Source organism: Rhodococcus sp. SORGH_AS_0303 (assembly GCF_030819335.1).
Lineage (GTDB): Bacteria > Actinomycetota > Actinomycetes > Mycobacteriales > Mycobacteriaceae > Rhodococcoides.
Genome location: NZ_JAUTBO010000001.1, coordinates 1,209,999 through 1,223,177 on the forward strand (window position 1 = coordinate 1,209,999; position 13,179 = coordinate 1,223,177).

9 protein-coding genes and 1 pseudogene are annotated in these 13,179 nt (G+C 61.0%); 2 read left to right on the top strand and 8 right to left on the bottom strand.

Annotation, left to right across the window (positions count from 1 at the left end):
* Positions 1-30 precede the first annotated feature (30 nt).
* Positions 31-840 (top strand): GIY-YIG nuclease family protein, encoded by an 810-nt coding sequence (locus tag QE449_RS05640; RefSeq protein ID WP_307108406.1) that lies wholly within the window; start codon positions 31-33, stop codon positions 838-840.
* A gap of 265 nt (positions 841-1,105) precedes the next feature.
* Here the strand turns inward: QE449_RS05640 and QE449_RS05645 are convergent, their stop codons facing one another.
* Genes QE449_RS05645 through QE449_RS05665 form a run of 5 tightly spaced genes read right to left on the bottom strand, consistent with a single transcriptional unit; the run spans position 1,106 to position 7,270 of the window.
* Positions 1,106-2,371, bottom strand: a complete 1,266-nt coding sequence (locus QE449_RS05645; RefSeq protein WP_307108407.1) for a hypothetical protein — start codon at positions 2,369-2,371, stop codon at positions 1,106-1,108.
* Between the two features lie 4 nt (positions 2,372-2,375).
* Positions 2,376-3,494 carry an AAA family ATPase gene (locus tag QE449_RS05650; RefSeq protein WP_307108408.1) on the bottom strand — a complete coding sequence of 373 codons (1,119 nt, stop codon included), beginning with the start codon at positions 3,492-3,494 and terminating at the stop codon, positions 2,376-2,378.
* Positions 3,484-4,044 carry a hypothetical protein gene (locus QE449_RS05655; RefSeq protein WP_307108409.1) on the bottom strand — a complete coding sequence of 187 codons (561 nt, stop codon included), beginning with the start codon at positions 4,042-4,044 and terminating at the stop codon, positions 3,484-3,486. Before QE449_RS05655 ends, QE449_RS05650 begins: the two co-directional genes overlap by 11 nt.
* Entirely contained in the window at positions 4,041-6,194 is a 2,154-nt protein-coding gene (locus QE449_RS05660; RefSeq protein WP_307108410.1) for a hypothetical protein, read from the bottom strand. Before QE449_RS05660 ends, QE449_RS05655 begins: the two co-directional genes overlap by 4 nt.
* Complete coding sequence (locus QE449_RS05665) at positions 6,191-7,270, bottom strand: DNA adenine methylase (protein ID WP_307108411.1); 1,080 nt, start codon at positions 7,268-7,270, stop codon at positions 6,191-6,193. The genes QE449_RS05660 and QE449_RS05665 overlap by 4 nt, the downstream gene beginning before the upstream one ends.
* Before the next feature lie 680 nt (positions 7,271-7,950).
* Between QE449_RS05665 and QE449_RS05670 the strand changes: the two are divergent.
* A pseudogene (locus QE449_RS05670) lies at positions 7,951-8,927 on the top strand (IS481 family transposase).
* Between the two features lie 816 nt (positions 8,928-9,743).
* Here QE449_RS05670 and QE449_RS05675 read toward each other — a convergent pair.
* From QE449_RS05675 to QE449_RS05685, 3 genes are all read right to left on the bottom strand, one after another.
* The gene (locus QE449_RS05675) at positions 9,744-11,099 is read right to left on the bottom strand and encodes a Fic family protein (RefSeq protein ID WP_307108412.1); all 1,356 of its coding nucleotides are present in this window, start codon (positions 11,097-11,099) and stop codon (positions 9,744-9,746) included.
* A gap of 215 nt (positions 11,100-11,314) precedes the next feature.
* Positions 11,315-12,124 (bottom strand): ABC transporter ATP-binding protein, encoded by an 810-nt coding sequence (locus QE449_RS05680; RefSeq protein WP_307108413.1) that lies wholly within the window; start codon positions 12,122-12,124, stop codon positions 11,315-11,317.
* Positions 12,125-12,132: 8 nt separating this feature from the next.
* Positions 12,133-13,158 carry an ABC transporter substrate-binding protein gene (locus tag QE449_RS05685; RefSeq protein ID WP_027504834.1) on the bottom strand — a complete coding sequence of 342 codons (1,026 nt, stop codon included), beginning with the start codon at positions 13,156-13,158 and terminating at the stop codon, positions 12,133-12,135.
* Between the last annotated feature and the right edge of the window lie 21 nt (positions 13,159-13,179).

Genomic DNA, 13,179 nt, shown 5'->3' on the forward strand with positions numbered 1-13,179 from the left:
GTCAGAACGCGGCCAACCATAGGAGTTCGTATGACAGAAGGCAGCTTGGTGCCGGAGGTGAGTGAAGTTCTCAGTCCCCGGGACGAACTGTCGGTGTTCATTCAGGGCCAACAGGGCCGGATCGGGGACGTTTCCAGGCTGAGCGCAGAGGGTCTTGATGCAACCCAGATCGCCAACGCTCTGAATGTAGCGTCCACGGGTTTCGTCTATTCCTACCGGGCGTACATCGACGCCGCCGTAAACGGCACGTTTTCGGCCGGTCCGACTATGCTCAGGCAGACTCAGGCCACGTTGAATAGCCTCATTGCTCGCGGCCAGTCTGAACTGAGCGTTGAAGCCCTCAATCTCTTGATTGCGCATCGTGCTCAGATTGGGCAAGCGCTATTCGAGGTCGATCCGGTAGAGGCTGCGCGCGATGATGACGCTACGGGTCGCCAAGAGGCAATCAGGACTGAGAGCTTTAAAGGTCTGTCGGGAATCTACGCCTTCTCCTATGGCTGGTACCTCGAAAAACCGGTCGCCGGGGACGGATTGAATACTTTAATCAAAGTCGGGCGTTCTGTTGATGTAGCTGCTAGGATCGCGGACCATCGAAGAAATGCACGTGCTCATATTCCTGAGCCTCTGGTGGTGTTAAGAGTGTACGGCTGCGATCTAAGTCTTCTTTCGGGTGTAGAGAAAATATTTCATCGCCTACTGGCAACCGCGGGACATGCAAATCCTCGACGCGAGTTGTACGAGACTAGACGGCCGAACGAGGTGGGCCAAGAATGGTTCTTAACCAATGCGGACTTTTTAGATGAAGTTGCATCAGCGCTCAAACTGCGGCCCATCTTCTAAATCTATCGATTCAATACGAATTCACGTTGGCGTTCACAGGAATTTTTATACTGTCGGCGTTCATGGTATTTTCAATCTATTGAGGCCCCGACGCTGGCATGTCGCGCTCGATGATAGATCTTCATTGGGCATCAACTCCACCAGAAGGACATCTTTAAGCGCTATTTGCGCTCGCTCGCATGCGCCGCCGTTACGAGCTAATTGACTACTGCTGAAAACTCGCGATCCAGCCCACAGCTTAGAATTCTGTGCGAGCCCGCGGGTTTCATTGTGACGTATCGGCCGCCGGATGGATTGCCTTGCGCGCACCCGAGACGAGTGCGTTGAAGCCGCCGCGCCGAGCGAGCCCCTGCACTTGTATCTCAAGTCCCTCCACCGTGAGGCCGTCGACTTTGACCTCGTCGAAGCGCCGCCAAGCGCCGAGGGGTGAATCATCGAGTGAATGCAACGAGGGGTAAAGGAGCAGCATTTTCGATGCCCCGGCCGCGTTTAAGAATGCGAGAGACTCGTACAGGTCGCCGGCGCTAATTCGCGGTGCTCGTCCGAGGCGCGTCTTATATTTTGCATCGAGAAGGAACTGCGCCGCGCCTCCGGTCATAGGTGAGATATCCGGTTTGACGTACACCGTCTGAGACCCTCGATGTCCCAGGGCCCACTGTTTCTGACCGACGACCTGATGATTCGGAAGTGCACGACGAACCACCTCTTCGCATAGGTACTCCCAAGCAGACCATGTGGAGAGGATAAAACCAGGACCGGTAAAAGTGCCCCGGTCGAGATTGAGCCCCATCCCGTCGACGATCATTCGGGCAAGTTCGTAGGGCTGCTTCCAACTCTGGTGACGTGGTGGCAATGATTCGAGATCTGTCGCTGGCTTGGGTTGTTGGCCGATCAGACGCCCGAGGAGACGAAGTTGAGACTCTGTGTCGGCGTCAGCGACTTCTGGGGTCAGCGTTCGGACGCTAGCTGCCAACACCGCGTTATACTGGTTTTGACGACTGAGCTCTAAACGACTTACTGAGAATCCGTCAGCGTCCGGTAGATAGACGGTCTCCCAGGCAACGTCTCCGTCGATAGCAAAGTCTGTTCTCCACGAGCGGCGATAACTACGAATCGGACGTCGCTCGTTCTCGGCGCAGAGTCGCAACAGAGATTGCGCGACTAGCGTTGCGAGGTCACCAAGTTCATCAGCTGCCGCTGATATCTCATCGTGCAGGAGCAAGTGACCAGTCTTCACTAAGACGGCGAGAAGAAAGAAGTCCCTACGCCACGAACCGGTGGACGGGTCAAGAAACTTAGGTACGACCTCAAGCTCTACGCGCGGATTGAGCCGCAAGAGCCCAGCAACTCCGTCTGCTTTCCACGAGCCGGCACCCGATACGGTGATGGGGTCCTCTTCGTATCCTAAGAGGGTCCGGACACGATCGTTGAGTTCCCGCAGCTGCATGAGGACCTCACCTTCAGAGATCCCGCTGTGCGCGGCGATGTCCTCCGTGGTTCCGGGCCTCGATCGAAGTTCCTGAAAGACCACTCGCTTAACTGTGGTCATCGGTACCGATCAACACCATGAGCTTGTACAGTTCCGCCGGTTTAGGCCTTAGGGGTCCTGTGATTCGCCGGACGGCCTGACCTGCGAAAGTGGTTTCCAGCATGGAATACGGGCTGTGAGAATTTTCGGCTCGAAGCACGTCCGAGATCGCGCGGGTGTTTCCGTAGAACACCTCATCTACGTGCCCCCGAAGTGTAGCCCAGGCGGTCATCACGTAGTCCTCTGCTGCTCCGATGTTGCCGGTGTCGACGGGTGCGTGCATCAGAGCGCCGTGACCCAGTTGATAGGCCTGCCCCCGCCCGAGTAGTACGAGCTCGTTGATGCGCGTGAACGCCTGGACGAGAGCCTCGTAGTAGTCCGCCGCTGTGGATGGTGTGTCGGCGAGCGCAGTTTTGCTGCCCAGCCCGAGATGTGTGCGCAGTGCAGACTCGTCGGGTTCTAGTCGGTGGATGTGAAAACGTCGGAGAAAGGCGACGTCGAGTGGTTCGACGCTGGTGTCGGCTTCGTTCATTGCGGCGAGGATATAGAGGTCGGACGGAAGGGCGAACGACTCGTGATTGCCGTTGTCGCCGAGGATCTCGAAGAACTGCGTCGTGGGGGAGGGTAGCCCGTCCGTAGGCACGCGTTTGTCAGCTTCGAGCCCGACGAGCGCGCTTCCGAAAGCCGCGACAGCGGGTCCCCGGTTGATCTCGTCGACAATGACGAGCGCTGCATTGCCGTCGAGGCGGGCGCGGGTTGCCGCTCGATGGAGGGTGCCGCTGGTCACCTCGAATGCGCCAGCTTGCGCCACCATTGGCACGAGTCCACGCATAAAATCACGGTATTTGGTGTTCTGGTCGAAGACCGTTTGAAAGACCTCGCGGCTGACGTCTTGGTCTGGACTCGGAAACCATGCGGGGATGGGGCCGGACGATGCCGGAATCGGGATCGGCCCTGTTGGTGCGCCACCGGTCTGGCCTTGGTCCCACTTGAACAGCTCGCGTACTTGGTTGAGCAAGCGCGACTTTCCGGTTCCTGGTGGGCCGGCGATAATGACGTTCTTACGGACGGCCAGTGCCCGAAGGACGCTCAGTGCGTCCTTACCGATGTCCGACTCAGTCGGCATGACAGAAGCCCTCCCCGGAGGTGAAGTCGTAGTAGCCCTGAACTGTGCGGTGTCCTTTGCGGGCTGACGCGGCGGTCATGCAGTTGAGGATCTGGCTGCTGAATTCTGTCGCCCACTTTCCTGCCCGGAGAGCGGTTTCGTAGGCGTAGTCGCATCGAACGATGCCATTGTCGAACTTGGTCAGCACCATAAAAACCCGCCCTTGATCGGTGAGCACAGGTTTCCCGCCCAACGCAGGGCTGGCGGAGACTTTAGCGATCCGGTCCTCGGTTGGACGGGAGGGAGTCGGCGGCCAGTATTCAAGCGTGGTCGTCTCTAGCACGTTGTTTCGGTCGAGGTAGGTCACCTCAGCCCACCGGAATTGCTTCCCACGTTCGACGCCGTTCTCGGTGAAGATGCGATGCATAGTCGGGCGGAACGTCTTCCACGGGAATCGCAGATCCCGAGCACCCCCGCCGTCCTTTTCCGACTTGTTAGATCGAGCAACCAATTTGAGCAGGTCACCCTCGATAATTTCTCTGTATACGGCCAGAACTGTGCGCGCGTTCATGTCAGCCCCTTCACGGCGAACTCGGCGGGGATGTAAGGGACCGTTCCCAAGGCTCGGTATCGTTGCACTCTCTCTGTGCTCGGATGAGCGACGGCTGTGAGTTGCGCGAGCTCGGCGAGGACGCAGTCGGCCGTCACTGTTGATCTGATTTCGCCGGCGAGCGTGGGCTGGCCTCGGTCGAGGAGGGGAAAGTCTCGGAGTATGACCTCGCAGTCGCCTACGTCCAGGCCCCATGCGGCAGCGACGAGTGCGTCTGATCGGGCTCGCCACTGGCCGACCTCCCACGCGTCTGTCGAAGGGTCACCCTCCGCAGCGGTCAACCGACGAGCTAGAGCGATGAGCTCCTGCCCAATGTCTCCGTCTTTGTCGACGTGAGGCAGGTGCAACGTGTCCAGTAGAAAGAAGTTGACAGTGGTGGTGACGATTCGCCGCAACATCCAGTCGACGACGAGGGAATTGGTCAAAGCCAGGAAGAGGTCTTCACGGTCTTCGCCGCCTTCTGCGAAGGCGATTGTCGGAACCTTGTTCCCGCACACGGCGCCATCGGGGACCCGGGCAACCAGAAGTGAGCGTTCGTTGGTCTGACCGGTGATGTCGCAGAACCCGATTCGTGAACGCGAGGTGCGCTGGAGGGTCGTCGGGTTCATGGCGGCCACGGGAACGTGCCACTGGGTTTTCAGTCGGCCGTGCGACAGGGGTTCCGGTGTCCAGATGGCGGACCGGCCTTCGCCTGACCGGTAGCTCTTAGCCCTCCACCGGTACTGGCTCACGTGACGACCTTCGAGCAAGGGCAATGTGGTGTCATCACCTCGGCGGCGAAACATCTTGCTGTCGAGGGTCATGTCTATTTCCCGGCGATACGTGGGCCTCCATGGCCCGGTCAGGTCGCCGACGGTAACGGCATTGCTCGCGAGGCGGGAATACAGGTTCCATTCTACCGTGCTGCGGACCTCCGGGAGGCTCAGATCCGGTCTGACTTCGGCTAATCGAGACCGGCTGAGCTTGACTGCCCGTTCGGGTAAAACGCCAGCCCGGTCCGCCACCTTGAGCCCAATGGGCTGCTTGCGGCCGTCTCCGAACTTGGCCGTCACGGAGACGAACTTGAACCTGGTGTCGATCGCGAAGTGGCTGGCACGGTTCTCGACCACCGCGATGGAGAGATCCCGGGCCATCGAGGTGAGCTCTCGCCGCAGACGCTCTGTGCCCTGTGACCTGATCAACCCGGCAGGCAGCAGAAGAGCCAGGACACCCTCTTGGGCGACGATGCCCATACCGAGCTCTAGAAAAAGTTTGTAGAGGTCGTGCTCGCCACGACCCTGGAGACGCGTTCCGGAGGCAACTTGTTCGACGTAGGCCAGTAAATTCGACCGGTCATGGGTGACGTCGACGTCGTGCTCGAAGCTCTGACCGTAATCTCTTCTCGTCCCAGCATCTTTAGCCACTTCATGGCGGGACACCCGCAGTTTCTCCCAGGGCGGATTACCGATGACCAGGGCTGCTCCGGCTGGTGCCAGTGCGGTCCACGTCGGACCACTCGTCAAGCTGTCCTGCCGAAGCAGTCGCTCGGCGAATCCGCTGACGGCGGTCAGATCCGCGGTCAAACTCGCGACGGACAGGAGTGTCCCCCGGAGGGCATTCGCCGAGAGATCGGCTCCTACGAGTCGGTCGCGGATCACCGCATCGCGAGCAGGTCCTGCTGGCAGGACCATGGCGGCCGCGGCGAGCAGGACCCCTGAGCCGCATGCGGTGTCGACCCAAGGGCCATCGGCTGCAACCTCCGGGACGGCGGTTGCAGCGAGTGCACGAGCGAGGCGCCAATCCGTGTAATAGGCGCCGGTCTTGCGTTGTAACGAGGGAGGAAGCACTTCGCGGCTCAGCGCAGCCAGCGCCAACGCCGTGGGAATTCCTGTGGCGTCGATGCTCGTGCCAATCTTGTCGGCCCAGGGCGCCGGGTCCGCATGGAGGCGAGCCGAGTTCCTTCCGACCAGGGTCCAGAAATCATCGAGGCGCCACCCCCCGGACCTGGCTGCCACGGCCTCCAACACCGTCAGACGAGCATTGGTGTGGTCGGCGCGCGGCAGCACGTCGGCTGCGGCTTCGTTCAGGAGTCTGTTCGTGGGTTCGAGAAGTCGTTGCTCGACGCTCTTCACGCTGTGTGCACCACTGAGCCACGATATCGGTGCGCCTTCGGCACCTCCGGATCCATCCGAACCGGTTGGATCTCGATGACATACTCGTCGACAGTGTCGGCGTTCGCCGATGCCCTTGCGTTCGGACGATACCGACCGATGGTCTGTATCTCGTGCACTGTGACCGTGCCGGCCTCACTCAACGCGTTGATTAGGTAGTCACGAGGGACGTGACCCTCGTTGCTGTAACTCAGCAGAATCTGTCGCGCAGTAGTACCCAGCACTAACTGGGTGAGCGCGCCCAGAGCGCGGGACTTATAGCAGAAGTCCGAGGCCTTGTCTTTCCACGGCCGGAGCCCCGTGACGCCACCGACCTGCGGGGAATCGCCAGCGTGAAGTGTCTCAAGCAGGTGGTAGTAGGCACTGTACTGCCGCTTCGTGTACGGAGGATCGAAGTACACGGTGTCGTTCGTGGTGGTCTGCAGCAGGGTGACGTCGCCGACTACCGCGTCGAGGTCTGTGGTGCGAGGCGGGAGGAGTCGCTCTCGGACCAGAACTGGACGAAGGGCGGCCGGTGACCAGGCCTTAAGAAAGCATCCGTAGGTGCCCGAGATGTTGGCGACCTTGTTGGCGGCTTGAAGAAGGTCCGCGATCAACAGCTCTTGTTCCACTTTGGTCAGATAGCCGGCGGTGACCCATTGTCCGATTCGAGCTCGCATCGCATCCAGCCGTGCAGCGTTCTCCTCAGTGAAATACCGCCGTTCCACCTCACCGGTCGCAGTGGAGGCCGGGCTGTACTGGGAATGAACAAAGCCGGGGCTTCCGGGTACGGCGTTCAACGCACGCACTGCCGCGGAGTAGCCCCCGAGGGGCGCGAACGAAACATTGCCTCGACCGACTGTCGCGCCGACGCTCATGGCGACAGCCGACGGAAGTGTGTCGTTGACGGTGATCGCCCAACCGCGAGACGCGGCGGCACTGGCCACAGAGCCGGTCCCGCAGAAGGCGTCGACGAATCGCCCACCTCGCGAGGGCCCGGCCAAGTCCACAATGGCATCGGCGACGCGCGCCTTACTGCCGATATAGCGAACTCCCACCACCACTCCTTCATCTCGGCCCCAGCACGTCTCACGCATGCCGTACGGCCGTCAACACTATCGGCCGGGACCGACAGGAGGTGGTTTCCCTCACGGACTGCGGTCGACCCTGCATCGGTTGGCTGCAAGCGTATCAACAAGAGACGTACAGCGACGTTCGCGACAAGCCGATCGGAAGAGGTGCGTAGCCCGCCCGGCACAGGCCTCGGAGCGCGCATATTCAAGCTTGGGAGCCCAGTCCATCTTGGCAGCGCCAAGTCGCTGGCGAAGCAGATGGCTGGCTGTCACAGACCGCCATGCCTCTAGAAACTCTTCGGGCTCGCTGCCGCGGCATGTAATGTTGCCGGTTTTGGAGCTCCCGTCCAACTGGATCCCTGCTTGCTGCCAGAACGTGGTGAGTGTGGGTATTTACCTGGCGATCGACGACCGCACCCGGCTGGCACCGGCCGGGCGTGAGACACACACGGTCGTCGCTCGCAGGAACCCCCGCGGTGTTTCCGCAAAGTGGACGCACGCCCCTTGAGTTCGTCGACTCGATCCGCGAGCAAGGAGCCCGGCTGCCGATACGTAACTAGCTGTAATGGTCAGGGACGTTGTGGACGGCGTGGCGACAACAGATAGGTGAGGACCTCCGGTATCGGTGTGGTTACCACAACTGCACCGACAACCGAGAGGTCCTCGTGTCCCACGCTAACGCCTCCCTCACCCCGAAGGGACGATTGAAGCTCGCGAGTTCGATCGTCGACGACCACTGGTCCATCCGGCGGGCCGCCGAACGCTTCCAGGTCTCACCGACCACCGCCAAGAAGTGGGCCGACCGGTACCGGGCCGGCGGGGCGCCGGCGATGATCGACCGGTCCAGCCGGCCCCGCCGCAGCCCCGCGCGCACACCGAGACGCACCGAACGACGAATCGTGGCGCTGCGCTTCACCAACCGGTGGGGACCGCACCGGATCGCCTACCACCTGCACCTGCCGCGCAGCACCGTCTCCGCGGTCCTGGCCCACTACCGGATGCCGCTGCTGCGCCACCTGGACCAGAACACCGGCCTGGCGGTGCGCCGCCCCGCACCCCGCCGCTACGAACACCCCGCCCCCGGCGACCTGATCCACATCGACATCAAGAAACTCGGCCGGATCCCCGACGGCGGCGGGTACCGCAAACTCGGCCGCACGATCGGCAACCGGCACAACAAGAAACAAGGCCGCGGCTACGCGTTCGTCCACCACGCCGTCGACGACCACTCCCGCCTCGCCTACTCCGAGATCCTCGGTGACGAACGCAAGGAGACCGCCGCCGGGTTCTACCGGCGCGCCGCTGCGTACTTCACCGACCACGGCATCACCATCGCCAGAGTGCTCACCGACAACGGATCCTGCTACCGGTCAACACTGTTCGCCGAAGCACTCGGATCGGTGGTGCACAAGCGCACCCGCCCCTACCGACCGCAGACCAACGGCAAAGTCGAACGGTTCAACCGCACCCTGAACCAGGAATGGGCCTACACCCACACCTACCTCTCCGACGAAGCCCCCGCGCAGCGACCTACCAGGACTGGGTCCATCACTACAATCACCACCGACCCCACACAGGCATCGACGGCAAGTCACCCATCGAGCGACTCACCGTCCACAACCTCCCCGCGAAGAACAACTAGCGCCGGGATGGCGGCATCCTCGCCACCACAGGCAGTCGACGGCATGCCAACGCCACCGGACCCCCCGGCGCTCCACAGTTCATCCGCACCAAGAAGGCGACCAAGTGGCTCCGCCGTACCGTCGACTGGATCGTCTTCGCGACCGGCGCGCCGGTCGCAGAAGTCGCACACTTGCGCGCCTCGCGCGCATCAGTTTGAGAGGGTCGCGCGAGACTTGTCGGACCCATACGGCGGCGAAGGCGGCTCGTCGTTTCGGTGGCTATCGCACCGCCCAGGCGACGCTCTACACCTCTGACCTTAACCACAAGCGCGTCGATCAAGGCCTTTTCCGGTAGAGGGTGGAGGAACTTCGTCGCAAAGGAGGTCGCCGTTGCCGACACCTCTCCCGATTGACTTCGCGCGCAGGCTTTTACAAGTCGTTGCGGCGACTACACCCGCGGATTTGTTTGGCACCCCCATTCTCACGCACGGATGGCCCGGTACCCGGCAACCTAGTTTGGAACGGTTACACCACCGGATTGCTCGAAAAATCTCCGCCGGTGAAACACCCTCATCGAGGTCACCGCCAGCGACAGGAGATGAATTGATTCGCACGTGGTTCAGCGGCCCCGCCACAGGATCAGATCCGCGCCTCCTGCCATAGAGGCCGAACCGCAGGGGTGAAGCGGGTTATTTATTCGCGCTCCCGCGCGCCTAAAGCGTATTTGCGGTCCCAAACTTGCCATCCCCTTTTCGGGGTTGCTAGTTCGCATCTAGATAGTTCTTTGAAGACTAACATTTCGGACCGGTAAGGGGGATTTTTATTCGCGAACTCTGCTACACGCCAAACAGGGCGACTCTTATGGCGGTAGCTGCGTTGATGACTCCCTCGCTCGTGGAGTAGTCGACCACGTCATGATGCGTTCGTATAAGAACCGGGTGTGTTGTCAGGGGTTCGAAGTACAACTCGTTGAGAAATCCATCATTCGCATCAATGCGAGGACGGAACGGGTGTGCCGAGTGCGGTTCCATCGACTTCGGGCTCAGAAATAACGAGGGGTAGCGCAGCTCAACCCTGTCTAGCTGAAGCGTGGATCGCAGGTTATCCGATGGAAAACCGAACCATAGGAGACAAGATGTGGCCTTCGTATCGAATATGGCAGCCCAGCTATTGCCCGAAGAATCCAACTCTTGTAGTTCTACAAAAGAATCGATTGCTGGAACGCCTTGGTACGTAACCTTGATTCCGTCAAGTTGCAGATTGGTTGTTAACTCGGTAAAAAATTTTTCGACCAAGCCCGACCACTGTTGGTAACGCATCCGATGATCGTTCAGTAACGTACCCTGGATCTTCTTGCGGGCATAGCCGTCCCTGCACATCTGCTTGCTCGTTCGACGCAGCACCTTGATGAACATGTCGAACAGTGGTAGAAGTTCTCCATTATCCGATAACGCAAGCGCCTTGTAGTACTGGTTTCGGTCGGATTCGCTGCGGAGCAAAAAAGGTGGGTAACCGTCTTGCACGAGAGTGAGATTGGCAAGTATTCTAGCCATCCTTCCATTGCCATCTTCGAATGGATGAATGTGCGTAATCCACGCGTGTACGACGGTGGCGTCGAGTACGGTATTCCCTGTTCCTGTAGACCACCAGTCCGAGAGCTCCTGCATCGCTTGCGGCACCACGAAAGGCTCTAGTGGTTTATGGTCGGATCCCCCAATTTCGTTCGGATAAAGCTTGTAACGTCCAGCGTGGTTCTCGTGACCGATGATGAGTTGGTGCAATTCACGTATCTCGCTTTGCCGAGGCCTCCTACGTTCATTCGCCCATTCGTCGGCGATTTGGTAGGCGCGATACAGACCAAGTGCTTCATAAACTCGCGCGTCGCCGCGCAATGCGTCCATGAAATCGCGTACCGGTCGCTCCAAAATCTCTCGGTAGTGCTGAACCGTTTGGGCAACAGAGGCAGTCGACCAAAGGTAGCCTTCGATTTTATTGCTTTCGGATACCAGGTCTGCTCGAATCTCGTCTCGAAATTGAGCAAAGATTAGTTGAGCTTCAGCTTCTATCTTCGCGGCGGCCTTACCTGCTAGAGACCTCGCTGCGTCTGCCCTCCCCAAGAGCTTGTCGAAGTCGCCCAGCACGGCAGCGTCGTCAGTCAAAAGGTACGGGGTGCCGTCGAGGATATCGGACATAACCGGACCATACCTTGATCGGGTCCCGTTCGCCATGATGAGGACTTTTTGTTGATCGCCGTTAGTGCGACCGATGTTTGTCCCAGGACGAGCAGTGAACTTCGATCGCGTTACGTCAGCGACGAGTACGAACGCGCTCGTGCCTATCGATCTATCCAGCGTGCTTGCAGTTGACAACGCGCGCTCGTCCTGCAAGCTCCCCTGTTTCACGCTGCCTAGTCAGCACCGGTCGTAGCCCCCAGCAGATCCCTCACCGTGTTTGCTACGGAGATGAACTCAGGCTTCTCCATGGTCGCGCTGTACTCCCGGTGCGCCGGCAGGTCTACGTCGAGGATGTCCACGATCCGCCCCGGCCTCGGGCTCATGACGACCACCCGGTTGGCGAGGTAGACGGCTTCGGCGACGGAGTGGGTGACCAGCATGACCGTCGTCCCGGTCTCCCGCCAAATGCGGTGCAGTTCGACGTTCATCTTCTCGCGGGTGAGGGCGTCGAGGGCCCCGAACGGTTCGTCCATCAGCAGCACCTCGGGCTCGTGCAGCAGCGCCCGGCACAGCGAGACGCGTTGCTGCATGCCGCCGGACAGCTCGTGGGGGAGTGCTCCCTCGAAGCCCGTCAGGCCCGTCATCTCGATCAGCTGGTCGGCCTTCGCCGCGGCAGCCTTCTTGTTCATGCCACGCATCTCGCCCTGGAGCAGGATGTTCTTGCGGACGGTGCGCCACTCCAGCAGTGCGGCGCGCTGAAAGACGTAGCCGATGTTGCGCTGCGGTCCCTTCACCTCGCGGCCGGCCAGCTCGACCGAGCCGCGGGAGGCGCCAGTCAGGCCGGCGACCACCTTGAGCAGTGTGGACTTGCCGCAGCCCGACGGGCCGGCGATAGAGACGAATTCACCCCTGCCGACCTTCAGGTCGACGTCGGACAGCGCGGTGACGTCGCCACGCTTGGACGAGAACTGGACGGTGAGGTTGTCGACCGAGACCGCGGTGTCGGTGACGGTGGTGGGTCGTTCGTGGGTGATGGCGCTCATGTCGTCGCTCATTCCTTGCTGGAGGTGAAGGAGGAGTCCCAGTACTTCGACGGCTCGGCTCCGACCTCGGTCAGCCCGGCGTCACCGAGGATGGAGATGGTGTTGGTCCAGTCCTCTTCGGCATTGACGCCCGGTGCCTGGCCCTCGGTGTTGGCGGTGGTGAGCAGCGGAATGGTCTCCTGCCACTGCTGCAGCAGCACCGACTCCGGCGGGGTCTGCGGGTCCTTGCCCACCATGGCCTTCACGGCCTCTTCGGGGTTGGCGATGGCGGCCTCGAACGATTCGGTGGTGGCGTCGACCATGGCCTGCACCAGTTCCGGCGAGCTCTCGATGGTCGAGGTGTTGGCGATGAGGCCGTTGCTGAAGAAGTTCAGGCCCTCGTCGGAGTAGCGAAGGTAGCGCATCTCGCGGCCCGACTTGTTTGCGATGTTCGGCCCCTGGTCGTGCGCGAACCCGATGAGGCCGTCGACCTGGCCGGACAGCATCGCGGCGATCTTGCCCGCGGAGTCGAGGCTCTGCTGCTGTACCTGGTCCTCGGGGACACCGGCGCGGTCGAGGAAGATCGGGAACGTCGTGGTCGGCGCGTCACCGGCGGAAACGGCGATCGTCTTGCCGGCGAGGTCGGCGGTGGTCTGGATGGGACCGTCGGCGTAGACCTGGACGGCCGACGGCGTCGTCTGCAGGAAGACGCCCAGGCTCTTCACCTTCACGCCCTTGTCGATGTTCGACATGACGGCGGCGGAGTCGGCCCAGCCGAAGTCGGTCTGGTTCGAGCCGGCGGCCTGCGCGGTCTTGGTCGAGCCCTGGCCGGCGGTGATGGTGAGGTCGATGCCGTGCTTGGCGAAGATTCCCTCCTGCACGCCGTAGTAGAACGGTGCGTGCTCGCCGTAGGGGTACCAGTTGAGCATCAGCGACGTCGCGGTGGTCTCACCGTCAGCGCCGGGGGCCTTCTCCGCACCGCCACCGCCGCCGCCACATCCGGCGAGAGCGAGCGACGCGGCTACCGCAGCCACGAGGGCAGTCTTGAGCTTCATGGAAGTCTTCTTTCGAGGAGG